Source organism: Achromobacter sp. K91, assembly GCF_003576205.1.
In the GTDB taxonomy this organism is placed as follows: Bacteria; Pseudomonadota; Gammaproteobacteria; order Burkholderiales; family Burkholderiaceae_B; genus Achromobacter; species Achromobacter aegrifaciens.
This window is the reverse complement of sequence record NZ_QWFB01000050.1, coordinates 40974-60768: the sequence shown is the minus strand read 5'-3', so window position 1 is coordinate 60768 and position 19795 is coordinate 40974. Positions and strand designations below refer to the sequence as shown.

18 protein-coding genes are annotated in these 19795 nt (G+C 66.0%); 7 read left to right on the top strand and 11 right to left on the bottom strand.

What is annotated here, in order from left to right:
- Window positions 1-49 precede the first annotated feature (49 nt).
- Genes rsmA through DXK93_RS24620 form a run of 3 tightly spaced genes read right to left on the bottom strand, consistent with a single transcriptional unit; the run spans window position 50 to window position 4803 of the window.
- Complete coding sequence (gene rsmA / locus DXK93_RS24630; protein ID WP_119451439.1) at window positions 50-841, bottom strand: 16S rRNA (adenine(1518)-N(6)/adenine(1519)-N(6))-dimethyltransferase RsmA; 792 nt, start codon at window positions 839-841, stop codon at window positions 50-52.
- Window positions 842-859: 18 nt separating this feature from the next.
- Window positions 860-2446: a peptidylprolyl isomerase gene (locus DXK93_RS24625; RefSeq protein WP_054457536.1), complete on the bottom strand. Its 1587-nt coding sequence runs from the start codon at window positions 2444-2446 to the stop codon at window positions 860-862.
- On the bottom strand, window positions 2443-4803 hold the full coding sequence (locus DXK93_RS24620) for an LPS-assembly protein LptD (protein ID WP_119451438.1): 2361 nt from the start codon (window positions 4801-4803) through the stop codon (window positions 2443-2445). Before DXK93_RS24620 ends, DXK93_RS24625 begins: the two co-directional genes overlap by 4 nt.
- Before the next feature lie 169 nt (window positions 4804-4972).
- On the opposite strand from DXK93_RS24620, the gene DXK93_RS24615 reads away from it, so the two are divergent.
- From DXK93_RS24615 to DXK93_RS24590, 6 genes are all read left to right on the top strand, one after another.
- Window positions 4973-6013, top strand: coding sequence for an aminoglycoside phosphotransferase family protein (locus DXK93_RS24615; RefSeq protein ID WP_119451437.1), 1041 nt, complete (start codon window positions 4973-4975; stop codon window positions 6011-6013).
- The gene (gene murU / locus DXK93_RS24610) at window positions 6013-6699 is read left to right on the top strand and encodes an N-acetylmuramate alpha-1-phosphate uridylyltransferase MurU (RefSeq protein WP_119451436.1); all 687 of its coding nucleotides are present in this window, start codon (window positions 6013-6015) and stop codon (window positions 6697-6699) included. Before DXK93_RS24615 ends, murU begins: the two co-directional genes overlap by 1 nt.
- A 147-nt stretch (window positions 6700-6846) precedes the next feature.
- On the top strand, window positions 6847-7545 hold the full coding sequence (locus tag DXK93_RS24605) for a DUF6776 family protein (RefSeq protein ID WP_054457540.1): 699 nt from the start codon (window positions 6847-6849) through the stop codon (window positions 7543-7545).
- A gap of 121 nt (window positions 7546-7666) precedes the next feature.
- A complete protein-coding gene (locus DXK93_RS24600; RefSeq protein ID WP_119451435.1) occupies window positions 7667-9292 on the top strand; it encodes an FAD-dependent oxidoreductase in 1626 nt (541 codons plus the stop codon).
- Window positions 9289-9516, top strand: a complete 228-nt coding sequence (locus DXK93_RS24595; protein WP_054457542.1) for a hypothetical protein — start codon at window positions 9289-9291, stop codon at window positions 9514-9516. The genes DXK93_RS24600 and DXK93_RS24595 overlap by 4 nt, the downstream gene beginning before the upstream one ends.
- On the top strand, window positions 9513-10001 hold the full coding sequence (locus DXK93_RS24590; RefSeq protein ID WP_054457543.1) for a MarR family winged helix-turn-helix transcriptional regulator: 489 nt from the start codon (window positions 9513-9515) through the stop codon (window positions 9999-10001). The genes DXK93_RS24595 and DXK93_RS24590 overlap by 4 nt, the downstream gene beginning before the upstream one ends.
- Here the strand turns inward: DXK93_RS24590 and DXK93_RS24585 are convergent.
- The 6 genes from DXK93_RS24585 to DXK93_RS24560 all read right to left on the bottom strand — a co-directional run bounded on the left by DXK93_RS24585 (window position 9998) and on the right by DXK93_RS24560 (window position 15881).
- On the bottom strand, window positions 9998-10318 hold the full coding sequence (locus DXK93_RS24585; protein WP_119451434.1) for a 4a-hydroxytetrahydrobiopterin dehydratase: 321 nt from the start codon (window positions 10316-10318) through the stop codon (window positions 9998-10000). The two genes, DXK93_RS24590 and DXK93_RS24585, sit on opposite strands and share 4 nt — an antisense overlap.
- Window positions 10319-10387: 69 nt before the next feature.
- Window positions 10388-11035, bottom strand: coding sequence for an OmpA family protein (locus tag DXK93_RS24580; RefSeq protein ID WP_054457545.1), 648 nt, complete (start codon window positions 11033-11035; stop codon window positions 10388-10390).
- Window positions 11036-11268: 233 nt separating this feature from the next.
- Window positions 11269-12585 (bottom strand): MFS transporter, encoded by a 1317-nt coding sequence (locus DXK93_RS24575; RefSeq protein ID WP_233564608.1) that lies wholly within the window; start codon window positions 12583-12585, stop codon window positions 11269-11271.
- Window positions 12586-12626: 41 nt separating this feature from the next.
- On the bottom strand, window positions 12627-13811 hold the full coding sequence (gene argE, locus DXK93_RS24570) for an acetylornithine deacetylase (RefSeq protein WP_119451433.1): 1185 nt from the start codon (window positions 13809-13811) through the stop codon (window positions 12627-12629).
- A gap of 30 nt (window positions 13812-13841) precedes the next feature.
- Window positions 13842-15044: a pyridoxal phosphate-dependent aminotransferase gene (locus tag DXK93_RS24565; protein ID WP_119451432.1), complete on the bottom strand. Its 1203-nt coding sequence runs from the start codon at window positions 15042-15044 to the stop codon at window positions 13842-13844.
- Window positions 15045-15086: 42 nt separating this feature from the next.
- On the bottom strand, window positions 15087-15881 hold the full coding sequence (locus DXK93_RS24560; RefSeq protein WP_119451431.1) for an HpcH/HpaI aldolase/citrate lyase family protein: 795 nt from the start codon (window positions 15879-15881) through the stop codon (window positions 15087-15089).
- Between the two features lie 165 nt (window positions 15882-16046).
- On the opposite strand from DXK93_RS24560, the gene DXK93_RS24555 reads away from it, so the two are divergent.
- Window positions 16047-16526 carry an Lrp/AsnC family transcriptional regulator gene (locus tag DXK93_RS24555; protein WP_054457549.1) on the top strand — a complete coding sequence of 160 codons (480 nt, stop codon included), beginning with the start codon at window positions 16047-16049 and terminating at the stop codon, window positions 16524-16526.
- A 26-nt stretch (window positions 16527-16552) separates the two neighbouring features.
- Here DXK93_RS24555 and DXK93_RS24550 read toward each other — a convergent pair whose 3' ends face one another.
- A complete protein-coding gene (locus DXK93_RS24550) occupies window positions 16553-17209 on the bottom strand; it encodes an HAD family hydrolase (RefSeq protein WP_119451430.1) in 657 nt (218 codons plus the stop codon).
- Between the two features lie 100 nt (window positions 17210-17309).
- Window positions 17310-19742, bottom strand: a complete 2433-nt coding sequence (locus tag DXK93_RS24545; protein ID WP_119451429.1) for a TonB-dependent siderophore receptor — start codon at window positions 19740-19742, stop codon at window positions 17310-17312.
- Window positions 19743-19795 lie beyond the last annotated feature (53 nt).

Sequence of the window (19795 nt, the reverse complement as noted above, 5' to 3'; positions counted from 1 at the left end):
GAATGAAGAAGCCCGCTTGCGCGGGCTTCTTCATTTTGCGGATCCAGCTTCACTCGGCCTGCAGCACTCCGGCCGCCACGAGCGCATCCGCCAGACGGATGTATCGGTCCACCGAAATATCCTCGGCGCGCGCCGTAGGCGCGATGTCCAGCGCTTCCCAGGGCACTTGCTGCGCCCAGTCCGCCAGCACCCGGCGCAGCATCTTGCGGCGCTGTGAGAATGCCCGCGCCACCACGGTTTCGAAGGCCCGCTCGCTGACCGGACGCAGACGGTCCGCCGGCAAGGGCACCATGCGCACGATCGCCGACACCACCTTGGGCGGTGGGTCAAAGGCTTCCGGCGGCACGTCGAACAGCTTGTGCATGCGGTAGCGCGACTGCAGCATCACCGACAGGCGGCTGAAGTCGCCTGAACCGGGCTGCGCGACCATGCGGTCGATCACTTCCCGCTGAAGCATGAAATGCTGGTCGCGGACGTGATCGGCCCAGGTCATCAGGTGGAACAGCAACGGGCTGGAGATGTTGTAGGGCAGGTTCCCCACCACGCGCAGCGCAGGCCCGAACTGGGAAAAATCCACCGTCAAGGCATCGGCCTCGACCACGGTCAGGCGGCTGGCGTCGAACTGCTTGCGCAGGCGCGCCGCCAGGTCGCGGTCGATCTCGACCGCCGTCAGGTGATCCAGGCGTTCGAGCAACGGCCGGGTAAGCGCGGACAAGCCCGGGCCGATCTCGACCACGGTATCGTCGCGGGCGGGCGAAACCGCCCGGACGATGGACTCGACCACGCTCTCGTCGGTCAGGAAGTTCTGGCCAAAGCGCTTGCGCGCCTGGTGCTGGGACATGTAAAGCCTGTAATGCGTTTAGCGGTTGTTCTGCTGGATCTTCTGCTGCTTTTCCAGACGATTGTCGATGTACGCCTGGGCGCGCAGCTGCTCCAGCCAATCCTCGAAAGCCGGCTGGGCGCGGCGTTCGAACAAGGTCTGACGGGCCTTCATGCGAGCCATATCGTCGGTGGCGTCGTGCTGGCGGCGCTCTTCCACTTCGATCAGGTGCCAGCCGAAGGGCGATTGCACCGGTTGGCTGATTTCACCCGGCTTCAGGGCGTTCATGGCGGCCTCGAACGGCGGCACGGTTTCGCCCGGGTTCAACCAACCCAGTTCGCCGCCTTGCGGGGCGGTCGCGTCCTGCGAATACTGGCGCGCCATGTCCTCGAACTTGGCGCCACCGCTCACCAGGCGCTGGCGCACCTGCTCCAGGCGCTGACGCGCCATTTCGTCGCTCATGACGGTGGAGGTCTTGATCAGGATGTGGCGCGCACGAGTCTGCATCACTTCCACAGGGCCTTGGTGCGCAGGCGCCTGCGCGGGCGCGGCGGCGGGCTGCGGCGCCTGGGCCGGCGCCGGAGCGCGGGCCGTGCGGGCGGGCGCCGGCTGGGCGGTGCCGCGGTCCATCACCTTGATGATGTGGAAACCGTTGCCGCTCTGGATCAGGCCGCTGACCTGGCCTTTTTGCAGATTGCCGACTGCCTGAACAAACAGGTCGGGCCAGCCGTCCAGCGGGCGCACACCCATGACGCCACCTTGCAAGGCTTCGGGACCGTCCGAGGCCGCGGCGGCCAGGCTGGCGAAGTCATCGCCACGCTTGGCTTGCGCCAGCAGGCTTTCGGCCTTCTTGCGCAGCACCGCCAGCTGCTCGGGCGACGAACCTTCCGGCACGCGCACCAGAATCTGGGCCAGGGCGTAGAGCATCGGGCCCGACGGCGCAGCGGCCTGTTGGGGTTCGGGCTGCGGCTGGGCCTGCGGTTGCGGGGCTGCCTGCGGCGCGGCGCCGAACGCCGGATTGCGCCGCTGGTCCTTCAGAAACGCGTCGACTTCGGCGTCGGAAATCACGATCGTGGAATCCACCGCGCGCTGACGCAGGCGATCCGTGCGGATCTCGTCGCGCAGCGACTTGCGATAACCGTCCCAGCTCGTGCCGGTTCTTTCGATTTCCTGGCGTAGCTGGGCCACGGTGATCTTGTTGCGGGACGCAATGGTCTGGATGGCTTGGTCGATTTGCGCATCATCCACGCGTATGCCCAGGCGATCCGCCTCATGGCGCTGCACGCGCTCCATGATCAGGCGTTGCAATACCTGATGCTGCAAGGTCTGATCATCGGGCACCTGGATGCCCCGGGTCTTGAGCTCGCTCGAAATGCGCAACGACGCATCGCGCAATTCGCGCAGCGTGATCACGTCCTTGTCCACGACAGCAGCAATGCCATCGACGAACTGCTCGCGCTGCGGCGCGGGCGCAGCGTTCTTCTGCGCGGCGGAATTCGGCTTGGCGCCATTGTTCGCGGCCTTGCCGCCCTGCTCGGCCGCATGGGCCACGGGCAAGCCGGCGCACACGGCCAACAGCAGCGCATTGCCAGAGAGGCGGCGCAAAGAGTGCAACCTACGCATCATTCATACCTTTCAAATGTGGTCCCGGTGGGCACAGGCGGCGTAACACGCGTGTAGCCGGGGATACTTCTGTTCAGCAGGTTCATCGGGTCGGTTCCCAGGGAACCCAGACCGGTCAGTTCAAGCTGGAAGAACAGTGCCGAGTTGGCGTCCGTGGCGGATACCGCGTATCGCTGGTAGACCATGCGGCCCACCCAGCAGCAATCTCCCTTGTACTCCAGGCCGGCAATGGCCTGCGTGACGCGAGGCGAATCCATCGTGCCGGCCAGCGTGCTGGACGGACCGCTGCGCAGCGAGTAGTCCACGCGCCCGACGCCGTACCAGCGCTTGGAGAACGGCCACTGCATGGCCAGGCTCACCTGGTTCTGACCCTGCGCCTGATATTGGACCCCGGGCTGGGGATCGCGTTGGTAGCGGTAGGACACTGCCACCGTCGTCAGGCGCTGCGGCGACCAGCGCGCGCTGATCAGGCCGCGCGACCAGTTGCTGTCGTAAGGGTTGTATTGCGCGGCGATCTCGGTGCTTAGCGTGTCGGTCAGCGCCGCGCTGGCGCCCAGGAGGAAGTCCGAACGAACATTCTCGCGAGGCACTTCACCCGGCAACGTGACCTTCTGGTCTGCAAAGTACAGACGCTGCGCAACGCCCAGCGACATGCGCTCAAATCCGGTGTTGGCATCCAGCCAGCGCGTCGTCAACGCCGCAGTCAGCTGATTGGCGTTCGCGATGCGGTCCCAGCCACCGGTATAGATGTTCTCTTCGAACGCCTGCGAGAAGCTGAAATCAGCCAAAGAGGTGTCGTAGACAGGCAGTTTGGACTGGTCGCGGTACGGCACGTACAGATAGTACAGGCGCGGCTCCAGGGTCTGCGTGGAGGCCTTGCCGAACAGCGAGGTGTCGCGTTCGAAGATCAGCCCCGAATCCAGGGACAAGATCGGCACCGAACGGGATTGAGAGCGCGGAGTACCCGGGCTCAGGTTGTACCAGTCGGTGTCGTACTGGGTGTAATTGACTCCAGCCTTGGGAACAATGAACCAGCCTGGCTTGACGATCGGATAGGAAACCGTCGGATAAGTCTGGAAGCGGTTGCCGTCAGGTCCGAGTCGTTGGCTTTCGAAGAGCGGTTTGCGGAAGCGTACTGCGGTGGAACTCCAATCCACGTCAAATCCGCCCCAGTCATAACGGGCACCACGGAAGAAGAGTTCCGGCTCCTTGTCATACGGAGGCGCGAGCGGCGCATCAGGATCCTGCAGCGTCTGGTACTTGTAGACCTGCGCATACGCGCTCCAGTAACCGGACGGAGACGACCAGCCCACCCGCGCGCGCTGCGGCAGATAGGTCGTCGAAGCCTGGTTCAAACCCAGCTGGGAAATGTCTCGAAAGTAGTTGTCGTCCGATACTTTCGCGACATCCCAATCCGCATAGAATCCGTAGGGCAATATTTGCTGGTGACGCCACCAATACATCCACCGGTCACTATCGGTCAGCTTGTCGTTGGGCAGGTAGGCGCCATCCAGAATTCCGCCGTAGCCATTGCCGAGATAGCGGAACTCACCCCCCAACTGCAGCCCGCGCTTGGAGAAGTAGCGCGGCTGCACGGTCATGTCATAGTTCGGCGCCAGATTCAGGTAGTACGGAATCGAAAAATCGAAACCGCCCTGGCTGGTCGTGCCATAGGTCGGCATCAGGAAGCCCGACTTGCGCTCCCGCTTGACCGGAAAGGTCATGTAAGGCGACGCCAGGATGGGCACGTCCTTGAAATACAGCACACCGCTGCGGGCCACACCTTCGTTCTCATCGAAGTCGATGTCGACGGTATTGGCCTTGATGTACCAGGACGGCGTTTCGCAGGCGCAGCCGCTGTACGTCACCGTGTGCAGCCGCATCTGCGAGCGGCTGAAGATGTCCGCATGCTCGGCGACGGCGAAGCCGCCGTTGGCGCCCATCCAGAAATTGGGTTTTTCGATCTCGCCCGAGGACTTGTCGACGTTGAACTTGGCATTCGGCCCGATCACCAGGGTGCCGTCGCGCATCATGCGCGCGCTGCCCTGCACGTCGACTTCGCCCGTGTCCTTGCGGTAGTTGATGCGGTCGCCCTTGATCACGCTGTCGATGCGGCGCACCTGGGCATTGCCCGTCAGGGTCAGGTCAGAGTCGGGATCGCCATCGATGCTGTCCGCCTCCATGAAGGCGGGAATGCTGTCGTCCGGCAGGCGGTGGATCCGCAGGCCCGGCGAGGTGCGCAACACGGGAGTCGCCGAGGTCGACGACGCGGCGGGAGCGCTGCCCTGGCTACCTTGGGCCTGGACGGCTCCGGCGGCGACACTGACAGCAGAGAGGATCAACCATCGAACCTTGCGCACGAGTGAAAACAGCCCTTTTTGACGATGGTGGGAACGCGACACCGGCACCCACGGAGGGCCAATGCTAACGGAAACGAGCCGGTATTATAGAGAAGCCGCGCCATAGGCCCAGACTTATGTGCTCGGGACACAATTCTCAGCAATATTGCCTTTCTGACACGGATCTTCCTTGAAAAACGATCACGACCCCCGCCTGGAGCAGATCCGCCACTGGCTGGGCGGCCTGCCCGCCAGCCTGAACCTGGCCATCGACACGCTGCGTCCGGCGTCGGCCGACGCCAGCTTCCGCCGCTATTTCAGGCTGGACGCCGGCGAGCGCACCTTGATAGTCATGGACGCCCCGCCCGCACACGAGGATTGCCGGCCCTTCCTGCACGTGGACCGTCTGCTGGCGGACGTCGGCCTGAACGTGCCTGCAGTGCTGGAGCAGGATCTGGACCAGGGCTTGCTGCTGTTGTCCGACCTGGGCGAGCAGACCTACTACCAGCGCATTCAGGCCGGACTGCCGGACAGCGAACTGCAGACGCTGTATCGAGAGGCCCTGGCCGCCCTGGTCCGCCTGCAACAGGCCTCCACTGCCGGCCTGGGCACTTATGACACCGCCCGCCTGGCTGACGAACTCAAGCTCTTCCCCGAGTGGTACGTGCAGAAGCATCACGGCGTGACGCTGGACGACAAGACCGCAAACGCGCTGGAAAAGATCTTCGCATTACTGTCCGCAAGCAATGGCGGACAGGCCCAGGTGCTGGTGCATCGCGACTACCATTCGCCCAACCTGATGGTCTGCGACCAGCCGAAGTACGGACCGAACCCGGGCATCATCGACTTCCAGGATGCGCTGGCCGGCCCCATCACCTATGACCTGGCCTCCCTGGTGACGGATGCCCGCACGACCTGGGAAGAACCCCAGCAATTGGACTGGGCCATCCGCTATTGGGAAATGGCGCGGGCGGCTGGCCTGCCGGTGGACTCGGATTTCGCGGAGTTCCACCGCGCCTATGAATGGATGGGCCTGCAACGCAACCTGCGCATCCTGGGCGTGTTCGCCCGCCTGAATCACCGCGATGGCAAGGCGCATTACCTGGCCCACATTCCGCGCATGAACGGCTATGTGCGCCAGGTGGCCCAGCGCTACGGCGTCTTCACGCCGCTGCTGCGCCTGCTGGACAAGCTCGACGACCGCCAGGTCAGCGTCGGATACACCTTCTGATGCGGGCCATGATCCTCGCGGCGGGCCGCGGCGAACGGATGCGCCCCCTCACCGACCGCCTGCCCAAGCCCCTGTTGTCCGTGGGCGGCCAGCCGCTCATCGTCTGGCACCTGCGGCGGCTGGCGGCCGCCGGCATCCGAGACGTGGTCATCAACCATGCCTGGCTCGGCCACGAAATCGAGAGGGCGCTGGGCGACGGCAGCACATACGGCGTACAGATCCGCTATTCGGCCGAAACCTCCGCGCTGGAAACCGCCGGCGGCATCGTCCAGGCGCTGCCGTTGCTGGGCGACGAGCCCTTCCTCGTCGTCAACGGCGACGTCTGGTGCGACTGGGACCCCGCCGCGGCCGCAGGCTTGGCGCGCACATTGCCTGAAGGCGGCGCCTGGCTGCTGCTGGCGGACAACCCGCCCCAGCATCCGGCTGGCGATTTCCGCCTGGATGCCGACGGCAGCGTCCATGCCCAGGGCGAACCTCGTTTGACCTTTGCGGGCATCGGCGTCTACCATCCCTCGTTGTTCGCCGACGTCCCCCGGGGCGCGGCAGCGCCCCTGGCGCCTCTGCTCCGGCAAGCCATGGCCCGCGGCCTGGTGCGCGGCGCGCGCCACCAGGGCAAATGGACGGATGTCGGCACGCCGCAGCGGCTCGCCGACCTGGATGCCGAGCTCACCGGCCAAGCACGCTGATGTCCACATATTTCACAATATCAAGGTGCGCAACCAGGCTTGTCCGCGCACCCAACGGTCCCGGCTAACGGGGTATTCTCTAGCGCTTTGACCTGCGCGCGCAGCGCGCGGGCGAGCAAACACACAGGAAGTTTTCTAGGAATGGGGATGTTTGGAAGATCGCAACGGGCTGTATTCAAGCCTTCCGTATACCAGCCCGGTCAACGCACGCGCCGCATGCCGCGCTGGCTGGTCCTGCTGCTGGTGGGCATCGCCCTGGGCGCCGGCGGCGTGCTCTTCCTGCAGACCAACTACGGCCCGCAACGCCTGACCGTGGAGCAATCCGAGCAGCTGCACAGCGAACTGAGCACCGCCAACCTGGAGCGCCAGCGCCTGCAAAGCCAGCTTGAGGAAGCCACCCAACAACGCGACGCCAACAAGTCCGGCCATGAAAAGCTGACCGCCGACCTTTCTGAAGCCCGCAGCAAGATTGACACGCTGAACAAGGAACTGGTGCTGTTCCAGGACGCCATGCCCGCCGACCCGCGCGGCGGCAACCTGGGCATCCGCTCGGCCACCTTCAAGCGCGCGCCCGGTCTGCTGGACTACCAGGTGCTGGTCATGCGCGAGGATCGCCAGGGCGCGCCGTTCAAGGGCACCCTGACCTTCTCCATCGACGGCACCTACCCCAACGGCCGCGCCGCCACCGTCACGCCGGAAGGCCCCGCCCTGAACGTCGACCGTTACGACTACGCCCTGGGCCAACTGAAGCTGCCCGACGGTTTCACTGCCAAGGTCGTGGTGCTGCGCGTGCTGGACGGCGCCCAGAAGCAGCAGGCGATGCGCATCTATTACGTGCGCAACTGATAGATACGCCGCGCCCGAAGACCCGCCCTGATCCGGCGGGTTTTTTTTGCCCCAAAAATATAGTTGCGCGCGCAACCTCTTAAGCATATAGTTGCGCAAACAACCAATTTCTGGAGACAGCATGCCGCTCCCCGCGCACGTTCCCGTCCTCATCGTCGGCGGCGGCCCCGTCGGCCTGACGCTGGCCGCCCTGCTTGCCGAATACGGCATCCCCTCGCTGACCCTGGAGGCCGACGACGACTATTGCAGCGGCAGCCGCGCCATCTGCATCTCGCGGCGGTCGCAGGAAATCATGGGCTGGGTCGGCGCCGACCGGCCCCTGACCGCCACCGGTCTGGCCTGGACCGGCGGCCGCAGCTACTTCCGCAACAGCGAAGTCCTGCATTTCGAGATGCCGCACGATCCGCTGCAGCGCTACGCGCCCATGGTCAACATCCAGCAATACGCCGTCGAGGAGTACGCCCATCAGGCCATGCAGCGCCATCCGGCGCTGGCCGAGCTGCGCTGGTCGGCGCGGCTTGCCGGCCTGAGCGCCGACGCGGACGGCGTCACGGCTGAAGTGGACATCGAAGGCGGCCGCCAGACCGTGCGCGCCGATTGGCTGATCGCCTGCGACGGCGGCCGCAGCACCGTACGCGAGGCCATGGGCCTGAAGCTGGAAGGCATGCAGTACGAAGGACGCTACGTGATCGTGGACATCGAACAGGAGTCCAGCCGCCCCGTGGAGCGCCTGGCCTGGTTCGATCCGCCTTCCAATCCCGGCTCCACCCTGCTCATGCACCGCCAGCCCGGCAACGTGTGGCGGGTGGACTACCAGATCCGCGACGACGAGGACCCCGAAGAGGCCGTAAAGCCCGAGAACGTGCTGCCCCGCGTGCAAAGCCATCTGGACATGATCGGCGAAACCGCGCCTTGGAAGCCGCTGTGGATCTCCATCTACAACGCCAAGTGCCTGACCTTGGAAAACTACCGCCACGGACGCGTGCTGTTCGCCGGCGACGCCGCCCACCTGGTGCCGATCTTCGGCGTGCGGGGCCTGAACTCGGGACTGGACGATGCCGGCAACCTGGCCTGGAAGCTGGCCTGGGTGCTGCGAGGCCAGGCTCCCGACAGCCTGCTGGACAGCTACAGCGTGGAGCGCGTCCACGCCACCCGCCAGAACCTGGCCTATGGCGCCAAGAGCACCGAATTCATGGCCCCGCCGGACTTCGGATTCCGCCTGATGCGCGAGGCCGCCCTGCGCTTGGCGCTGACGGATGAGCGGGTGCGCCAGCTGATCAACCCGCGGCAATCGGCGCCCATCTCCTACGATGCCTCGCCGCTGAACCTTGATGATGGCGCGCCGCAGGCCGGCGTAACCGCCGCGCCCGGCCAGCCCGCGCCCGAAGCGCTGCTGCATGATCGCGGGGCGCCGCTGCATCTCAGCGCGTGCTTTGGCGCCGGCTTCGTCGCGCTGGCGCTGGCTCCCGACACCGCTCTGGCGGCCGAACTGGACGCCCTGGCCGCCGCCACCCGCAACTCGCCCCAGCCGCTGCGCGTGCTGAAGACGGGCGATGATGCCTTGCAGGACCCGCACGGGCAGCTACGCCAGCGCTACGGCGCGCAAGCCGGCGCCGTCTACCTGCTGCGGCCCGACGGCTACGTTCTGGGACGCTGGATTGCCCCCTCGGCCGCCACCCTGCGCGCCGCGCTCAAGCCCTACTACCCCTCGATCGCACTGGACGCGCACAAGGAAGAGCTAGCATGAACAACGATGAACTGGACCAGGTCTATACCGCCATGGCGCAGACCCTGACGCGCGTCGGCGAAGAACAGGCGTCGCTCTTCCTGTCGATCCTGAGCCTGTCGCTGCTGGCCCGCGTGAGCGATGCACGCGACGCCGCCGCGCTGCTGGCCCAGGCGGAAGCCGCCTGCCTGGCCAACGGCCCTGTGGCACACTATCCCGCCTCCGCCCCTGCCCGCCCGACGTGAAACAGCCCGCCCTGGAACGATTCCTGACCTACCGCCTGCACGTGCTCAACAAGATCACGGACAGGGACACGAATCGCGCCTATCTGGAAGAATGCGGGATTCCTCTGGGCGAGGCGCGCTGCCTGGCGGCCATCGGCCGCTACGCGCCCTTGTCGGTCAACGATCTGGCGCTGGCGGCCAATCTGAACAAGGGCCAGGCCAGCCGCTCAGCACAGGCGCTGGTGGACCGCGGCCTGGTGGAAAAGACCATGTCCGCCTCGGATGGACGCGGCGTGGTGCTGGCGCCCACCCCGGAAGGCCTGGTGCAATACCAGCGCGTCATCGACCTGATCGCCCGCCGCAATGAAGAGATCTTCGGCTGCCTCAGCGCCGACGAGCAGCGCCTGCTGGGCGACATGCTGGACCGCGTGAACAGCCATTTGCAGCCCGACGCGGACGGCTCGGAAGAGCCGCTCCCGCCCACGCCGCCAGGAAACGCGCCCTAAGCCTTGGGCGCGGTGGCGCCCAATTGCGCTGCCGCCTCGTCCATGAACTGCGCCATGCGCACATCCAGCTCGGTCACGCCGCCGGCGTCGTGGGTGGTCAAGGTCACGTCCACGCGGTTGTAGACGTTGGTCCATTCCGGATGATGATTCAGCTTCTCCGCAAACATGGCGACGCGCGTCATGAAGCCGAATGCCGCATTGAAATTGGGAAAGCGGAAACGCTTTTCGATGGCGTCGCGCATCGCCACGGCCTGCCAGCCAGACAGGGCGGCCACGGCGGTATCGGTGCCGATGCGGGCGGGAGGGAACATGCTCATGACGGACTCAAAAAAAAACAGGCGGCGGCGCGTTGCGCCAGCCGCCTCGGACACTGGGCTGGCCCAGGTTTACTGCTGGACCGCGTACAGGTAGATCTCCACCCGGCGGTTCAGCGCGCGGCCTTCGGCGGTCGCATTGTCGCCGATCGGATCGTTCGGCCCGCGGCCCTCGACCGTCAGGCGGCCCGCTGCCACGCCCTGCTTGCTGAGGTAGTCGGTCACGCTCTTGGCGCGGTTGACCGACAAGGTCTGGTTATGCGCCAGGGCGCCCGTGCTGTCCGTGTGGCCGACCACCTTGGCCCGCAGTTCAGGATGCTGGTTGAGCGAGCGCGCCACGCTGTCCAGCACCGGCAACAGCGCGGGTTTGAGCTGCGTCTTGTCGGTATCGAACGACACGCCGCTGGGAATGTTGACCTTGAGGCTGCCGTCGGGCATTTCGACCACGTCGATGCCCAGCGACGAAGCGCCAGACTTCTGCACGTCTTCCTTGACGACCTTCCAGTTGTAGCCAACCAGGCCGCCCGCCACCGCGCCGATGCCGGCGCCGATGGCCGCGCCCTTGCCGTGGCCGATCAAGGCGCCGATGCCGGCGCCGATCGCCGCCCCCGCGCCCGTGCCCACGGCGGTATTGGTCTGCTGCTGCGTGGCGCATCCCGCCAGCAATGCACCCGCCGCCGCAACGACTGCGATCCGGTTGAATATTGTTCTTGAGCTCATGGCAACCTCCACTTATTCCGTCGGTGTGCCGGATCATTCCGGCCAGACCATGCTAGCAAGCACACGAAGGGAGGCAGGCAACATTTTGTACTATCAGGAAGGTCCTGAAGATAGTGCGGCCGCGCTGTGGAACACGGCCGCAGCCTGGGCGGAAAAACGCTCAGGCCCGCAACAATGGGCTACATTCCACCCGCCGCCGGCCGGCCTCCGATGCGAAGGCCGGCGCCCGGCGCCTAACGCTGCTGGAACGTCCGGCGCGCCACGTTCAGCGACACCATCGCCATGAGCGCAATGGCCAGCAGGTAATAGCTGGGCGACAGCTTGGAGTCGGTGGTCGCGATCAGCCAGGTCAGGATGAATGGCGCGAAGCCGCCGAAGATCGTCACTGCAATGTTGTAGCCCAGGGACAGGCCAGTGGTGCGCACCTGCACGGGGAAGATGGCGGACATCAGCGCCGGCATGGGCGCGAAGTACGCCGTCGCCAGGATGCCCAGGATGACCTGGACGATCATCAAAACGCCCACCGTCGGATACGACACCAGCAGATAGAACAAGGGATAGCACAGCAGCGCGGTCGAAAGGGCCGCGGCCATCATGATGCGCGCGGGTCCGATGCGGTCGGCCAGCGCGCCGACGAAGGGCGCGCCTACCGTCATGATGACGCCCGTGACCAGCGTCGCCAGAAAACCGATGGTAGGCGGCAGACCCAACTGGCGGATCGAGTACGTAGGCATGTACAGGGCCAGGTAGTTGCCCACCGAGCCCAGCGCCACGAAGCCAACGGTAACCAGCAGCCGCAGCTTCTGCCCCGCGAACATGTCGCTCAGCGGTGAAGCCGATGCCTCTGCCGCGCTGAACTCCGGCGTTTCATCCATGTGATGGCGGATGTAGTAGCCCACCGGCGCGATCAGCAGGCCGAACACGAACGGAATGCGCCAGCCCCAGCTTTCCAGCTGGGCCTGGGTCAGCGTCGCGTTGAGCACCGCGCCGAACAAGGCGGCCAGCAGGATCGCCGCGCCCTGGCTGGCGACCTGCCAGCTGGCGTAATAGGCGCGCCGGTCCGGCGCATATTCTATGAGGAAGGCCGTGGCGCTGCCGAATTCCCCGCCCGCCGAAAAGCCCTGGATCAGCCGGGCGACCAGGATGATGATCGATGCGGCCACGCCGATCTGCGCATGCGTGGGGACCACCACGATGATCAGCGTGCCTATCATCATCAGGAAAATGGACGCCGTCAGCGCCGCCTTGCGGCCCGCCCGGTCGGCATAGCTGCCCAACATGATGGCGCCCAGCGGCCGCATCAGGAACGACACGCCGAAGGTGGCCAGCGCCAGCAACAGCGAGGAGCTCTCGCTGGCGGACGGAAAGTACAGCTTGGCGATGATCAGCGCGAAGGTGCCGTACGCGATCATGTCGAACCACTCCAGCGCATTGCCGATGGACGCGGCGATCACCGCGCGCCGCGCCTGGGCGCGCCGGTCGCCTGCCGGCGCCGCCTTGCTGCGGCCGGCGGCGGCCGCATTCCACGTTGTCTTCTCCGAATAAGCCATTTTTCCCTCTGTTATTTTCTAAAAATTAACGATCGATCAACTCATTGGCCGGTCATCGCAAGATGGCCCGCCAGCTTTTCCATGAACTGTTCGCACAGGCCGATCTGCGACAGCGCGACATACTCGTCCGGCCGGTGCGCCTGCTGCAGATTGCCGGGACCGCAAATGACCGCCGTCATGCCGGCCCGCTGGAACAGGCCGGCCTCCGTGCAATACGCCACCTTCTCGGTGCCCCGCGCGCCAGTCAGCGCCTGCGCCAACCGCGCAATCTCGGCGGTGGCGGCGGTATCGAAACCGGGCACCTCGGCCAGCGCTTCCAGCTCGATGTCGGCCTGCGGGTTCTCCGCCTTGATGCGGTCGCGCAGCTCGCCAGTGATGTAGCGGCGCAAACCGCCGATCACATCTGGCGCCAGCACGCCCGGGATGGTGCGAAACTCGAACTCGAACTGGCAACGGTCCGGGATCGTGTTGACGGACAAGCCGCCCGAGATCGTGCCGGTGTTGGCGGTGGTGTACGGCACCTCGAAGTCATGGTCGAAGGGGCCGTTCTGGCGATGGGCGTCGGCCATGTCGCGGATGTGGCAGATGGCGCGCGCCGCATATTCGATCGCGTTGACGCCGCGCGGCGTCAACGAAGAATGCGCGGCGTGCCCATGCACAGTGCAGCGATACAGATTGCTGCTCTTGTGGGCGGAAATGACGCGCATCTCGGTGGGCTCGCCCACGATGCAGCTATCGGGGCGGATATCCAGCTTGGCCAATTCACGCAGCATGATGTCCGCCCCCAGGCAGCCGACCTCCTCGTCATAGCTCAGCGCCAGATGCAGCGGCACGCGCAAACGCCGCGACGTGAACGACGGCAGCATGGCCAGCGCGGTTCCGATGAAGCCCTTCATGTCGCAAGTGCCGCGGCCATATAGGCGGCCATCGCGCACCTCGGGCGCGAACGGATCGCTGCTCCAGGCCTGGCCGTCCACCGGCACGACGTCGGTATGGCCGGACAGCACCACCCCGCCCTGGGTGCCGCCGTCCGCGGCAGGCACGGTCACGAAAAGATTCGCCTTCTTGCCGTCGGCGTTGTAGATCAATCGGGGCGCCAGACCGGTCGCGGCCAGGTGGTCGCGCACCGTTTCGATCAAGCCCAGATTGGACAGGCGGCTGGTCGTGTCGAAACGCACCAGCCGTTCTATCCATTCCAGGGAACGGGGAAGCTCTGCAGTATTCATGGGTCGTACCCTAAGGTTGAGGCCTGGCGCTCAGGCAGCCTTGCTCCGCGCCGCGTCCAGAAAGCGCGCCAGTCTAGCCACGCCTTCATCCAGGCGCTCGTGCGCGCTGGCATAGCACCAGCGCAGATAGCCCTCGCCCTCGGGACCGAACGCCATGCCCGGCGCCAGGCCCAGCCCGCCGCGCACGACCAGATCCTTGCAGAACGCCAGGCTGTCCGACACGCCCCGAATGCGGAAGAAGGTGTACATCGCCCCCGGCGCCGCACCCGCGAGTTCAACCCCGGGCACCTGCGACAGCTTCGACGCCAGATGGTCGCGCGCCAGCCGCAGCCGCTGCACGGTACGCGCGATGACGGGCTCGCCCTGTTCAAGCGCGCAAAGCGCGGCGGTCTGCACGAAACCCGGCGTGCAGGTGTTGCTGTATTCGATCAGCTTGCCGATTTCCGGCAGCAGCCCGCGCGGCACCACGACCCAGCCCACGCGCCAGCCGGTCATCAGCCAGGCCTTGGAGAACGAATTGCAGCTGACCACCCGGTCGTCCGGCGCAGCAATGTCCAGGAAGGTGGGCGCCACCGCGCCTTCGTAGTAGTAGCGTTCATACACGTCGTCGGAAATGATCCAGATGCCGTGCTTGCGGCAGTGCTCCAGCACCGCGCGCTGCTGCTCGGCGGTCATCACCCAGCCCGTCGGGTTGTTCGGCGAATTCACCAGAAGCGCGCGCACGTCCGGCGTCAGGGCGCTGAGCAAGGCGTCCAGGTCCAGGCGCCAGCCGCTCTCGGAGAACGACAGCGCAACCGTCGTCACGCGCGCCCCCAGCACCTTGGGCATTTCCACCAGGTTGGGCCACAAGGGCGTCACGGCGACCACGTGATCGCCCGCGCCCACGATGGCCTGCACGGCCGTCATCAGCGCCGACGTGCCCGAGCTGGTGACTGCGATGTTGTCCACATCACGTTGGCCGTGCAGCCCGCTCACATACCCGGCCAGGCGTTCGCGCAACGCAGGCACGCCCAGGGTCTGTACATAGAAGGTCTGCCCGGAAGCGATGTGGGCGATGGCCGCGTCGCGGAACGCGGGCGGCGTCTGCTCGTCGGGTTCGCCGAACCAGAAGGGCAGCACGTCGGCGCGGCCCATGCCCGCATTGGCGACTTCGCGGATTTGCGACGAACGCAAGCTCTGCACGCTGGCGCGCGCATTCGCCGTGACGCCGCCGGTAGATACTGCTGTATTCATGCCTGTTCCTGACTTGCCAGTAGATTGAGATCGCGCCGCCACTCAGCGGCATGCCTCGCTGAACTGTGCGCGCGCCTGGCGGGCGCCGCGGGCCAGCCAGGCCACATCGGAGTGCAGCGCAATGAATTGCACGCCCAGCTTGCGGTAACGCGCGGCCTCTTCGGGATCGTTGGCGAAAATGCCGACCGCCTTGCCCGCCGTGCGGCCGGCGTCGATCACGCGGCCCACGGCCTCGCGCACCTCGGCGTGGGCCATGTCGCCCAGCCGGCCCAGGCTGGCGGCCAGGTCGGCGGTGCCGACGAACAGGCAGTCCGCCCCAGGCAGCGCGGCAATGGCTGCCACGTTGCGTACCGCCTGCGCCGATTCGATCTGCAGGATCGCGCAGGCCTGCTCATTGGCCCGCCTGACGTAGGAAGGGTCCTGCCCGTACATGCCGGCCCGCACCAGCCCCGCCACGCCGCGCACGCCGCCATTGCCTTCGCACGGAAAGCGCATGGCCGCGATGGCGCGGCCCGCGTCCTCGGCCGTGTCGATGTTCGGGAAAATGATCGTCTGGGCGCCGCAATCCATCACGCGCTTCACCAGCGCGGCGTCGTTCACCGTCACGCGCACGACCGGATACGCGGCGGCGCCATGCGCGCGTGCCGCGTCGATGGCCTGCAATTGCGCCGTCAGGCCCGCCATGTCGTTGGGCGCATGCTCCATGTCAACGACCAGCCAGTCGAAGCCGCAATGCGCAATCGCCTCGGCCACGGCCGGGCTCGCCAGGGTCAGCCAGCACCCCTCGGAAGGCTCCAGGGCCAACAGCTTCTTGCGTATCGGATTCGGATCTTTCATGTCTGCTCCATAGTGTTCAAACGGGGAGCATTCATGACGTCGACGCCCCCTTCAGCAATCGAACAAAGATACCGGAGCGGAATCGCGAATATTTCCGAATTTTCGACGCGAATGTGTAATATTTTGGATTGAAATTAGCGAAATATTCAATTTCTTGGAAAAATCGTGCAAAGCAAGAATTTCGATCCCACGGACCTGCAGATCCTGGCCGCCTTGCAGGTCGACGGGCGGCTTTCCAGCGCCGATCTGGCCGAGCGCGTTTCGCTCACCCCCTCCCCCTGCTGGCGACGCGTCAAGCGCCTGGAGGACGAGGGCGTGATCCGCGGCTACCGGGCCGAGGTCGACGTCAAGAAGCTTGGCTTCGGCGTAACCGCGTTCGTCTGGATTTCGCTGGACATGAAGGGCGCCGAGCACGTCAAGGCGTTCGAGGACGCCATCAAGGACGTGCCGGAGGTGCTGACCTGCCATTGCGTGTCGGGCCGCTACGACCATCAGCTAACGGTCATCGCCCGCGACCTCGACGCGTTCGGCGATCTGGCGCGCTATGTGCTTGGCGCCCTGCCCGGCGTGAAGGAGGTCTACACCTCCTTCGTGCTGAAAGAGGTCAAGGGGTTGGGGGATGCGATTTCATTGCCGGCGGACTGACGCACGGCATCCACGGCGGCCAGCCATCAGGCCGCGTTGAACCGCGCAAGCCACGGCAACGCCGCTTCCAGCCGGGGGGACTCCAGCTCCGGCTGCGCCGCGCCTTCAGGCAGCGTCAGCCCCACCCGGTTGTGCCAATACGTGCGCAGGCCCACCTTGCTGGTGCCGAACATGTCGTAGCCGGAGCCCGCGACGAACGCGGCCTCGGACGGCTGCACCTGCAATCGGGCCAAGGCCAGCTCATAGGGGCGCGGGTCGGGCTTGTAGTAGCCCGCCTCCTCCGACGTCACCACCACGTCCCAGTCCACGCCCAGCAAACCGGCGGCGCGCTGCCCCAGACGGGCGGAACAGTTGGTGACCACGGCCAGGCGGCAATGCGGCCGCAAGGCCTGCAGCAATTCACGGGCGCCATCCCAGGCGGGCAGCTCGTCCCAGCCCGCCTCCAACGCGGCGGGTGCGGATGCCGGCAGGCCGACCGCGGACGCGGCTTCCTGCACCAGACGCTCATAGGGTTGATAGGCGCCGCAACCATAGGTGCGGCGCAGGTACTCCGCGCGCCAGGCGCGTCCGGCGGCCTCGGAGCCGGCGGCGCGGTTCCATAGGGTCCAGGAATCGAGCAAGGCCGTCAGCAGGTCGAACAACACGGCCCGGGGATAGGCGGGTACTGCGGCGGGACTGGACATGCGCGGCTCTCTCGGGTGGGTACGGACCCACTATAAAGAGCAACGCAGCCGCTGTGGTTCAACCTGCGTTTACCCAGAATTAAGCCTGAACTTAATCGCGCTACCAGCGATACGCCACCCGCGCCATGATGGTCCGCTCCAGACCGTAATAGCAGTTGGTCACGCTGTCGCACGCCGCCACATAGCGCTTGTCGAACAGGTTGCTGGCGTTCAGCGAGAACTGGTAGCTCCCCATGTCGTAGCGCAGCGCCGCGTCCACCAGCGTGTAGGCAGGCACATGCACCGCGTCCGGAATGTCATTGGTCGACCCCATGTAGCGCACGCCCGCGCCGAACCATAGGCCGGCCAGCGGCCCCGTCGCCGACAGGCGGTAATCGGCCCACAGCGACGCCATGTGATCGGGAATGTAGGGCGGACGCTTGCCCAGGTTGACCGCCGTCCGCGCCGCCTTGGTCACCTTGACGTCGTTGTAGGTGTAGGACGCCAGCACGTTCAACTGCGGCGTGACTTCCCAGGTGCCTTCCAGCTCGATGCCGCGCGAACGGATTTCGCCGGTCTGCACGCTGAAGCCGGGATGGGCCAGGTCCGCGGTCGACACATTGGTCTGCCGCAGGTCGAAGAGCGAGACCTGCGCGAAGCTGCGGGCGCCCGCCGGCTGATACTTCAGGCCGATCTCATACTGCTTGCCGCGCGTGGGCTCGAATGGCGTGCCGCCGTAGCCCGCGCCCGCCACCGGCTCGAAAGACTCGGTATACGACGCGTAAGGCGCCAGGCCGTTGTCGGCCAGGTAAACCAGCCCGACCTTGCCGCTGAATTGTTCGTCGTTGCTGCGGGTCGTGGTTTCCACGCCGGTGCGCAGGATCGTCTCGCCCGTGGTGGAACGCGCCCAATCGTAGCGGCCGGCCAGTTGCAGCACCCATTTGTCGTAGAACTTGATCTGGTCCTGCGCATACAGGCCGAACTGCCGGCGCGCCTGATTGGTATCGTTGGACGCCTGCGGCGTCGCGCCGGGGAACGGCCGCCCATACACCGGGTCCCACACATTGATCGGATCCACCGCGGCCGTGCGCAAGCCGTAGAGCCGGTCAAAGCGCGATTCCTGATAATCCGCGCCCAGCAACAGCGTGTGCGCCACCGGCCCATGCGCAAGATTGAACTGCGCCTGGTTGTCCAGCGTGAACAGGTGGAAGCCCTCTTTGCTGACCAGCGAAATGCGGCGCAGGTCGGTGTAGGGTTCACGCGTCTGCACCCAGCCTCCGTTCGCCCCCAGGCTGCGGTAATCGACGTCCAGCGTGGAATAGCGCAGGTTCTGGCGCAGCGTCAGCTGGTCGTTGACCCGATGCTCGGCCAGGTAGCCGACCTGCGCCTTGCGCCGGTCGGTCTGGTCGAAGGTCGGGTCACCCGTGAAAAAGTCCACCGGAATATGGCCGTTGGCGACCGGCCAGAGCGTGCCCGCAGCGGGCAGGAAGTTGGCCGTATTGCCCGTGCGATCGTGCTGGTACTGCGCGAGCAGCGTGATCGAGGTCGCCGCGCTGGGCTTCCAGGTCAGCGACGGCGCCAGCAGGACGCGGTCGTCATCGACATGATTGGTCTGCGTGCCGCCCTCGCGCCCCACCGCCGTCAGGCGATAAAGCCACTGGCCCGCATCGTCCAGGGGACCGGTGAAGTCGCCGGAGAGCTGCTTGCGGTCGAAGCTGCCGTACTGCACCGCCAGTTCGCCGCTGCGCGTATCCAGCGGACGCTTGCTGACCTGGTTGACCAGCCCGCCTGGCACGGTCTGCCCGTACAGCACGGACGAAGGGCCGCGCAGGACTTCCAGACGTTCCAGCGTGTAGGGGTCGACCTCCCAGCCGCCGTAGCCGCCCGAGTAGGCCAGCTTCAGGCCGTCCAGATACTGGCCGTTGTTAGCGACGTTGAAGCCGCGCACATAGTAGGTGCCGCGGCGCGTGTCGTAGATGGGTTCGGTGCGCACCCCTGCGCTATAGCGCAAGGCCTCGTCCACGCGGCTGACGCCCTGCGCCGCCATCTGCGCCTGGGTGATGACGCTGATCGACTGCGGTGTCTCGATCAGCGGCGTGTCGGTCTTGGTGGCGGTCGCGCTGTTACGCGCGACATAGCCGTCGACCGGTCCCCAGGCCTGCTCGCCGCTGCCGTGCACCGTGATCGGCTCCAGCGTGCTGGCGGCAGCGCCGGACGCGCGCCGAATCGTATAGCCTGCCTCGCCGCGCGCAATCGCCTCCAGCCCGGTGCCTGCCAACAAGCCGGCGAACGCCTCCCTGGGCGCCACCGTGCCTGACAGGCCCGGGCTTTGCAGCCCGGCAGTCAACGCCGGATCGAACGACAGGATCAGGCCGGCCTGCTCGGCGTAGCGATTCAGCGCGGGAGCCAGAGGACCGGGCGCCACGTTGACCGTGCGGGCAACTGCCGCAACGGACGCATTCGACGACTGCCCCCAGACGGGATGAACTGCGGCCAGCGCGGCCGCGGCGGACAGCGCGCGCAAGATACGCACTGTGAACTTGGAATGACTCATGAGCGGACGACCCTCTCCAGATTGATGGCTACTCATGAGTCATGACGAAGCAA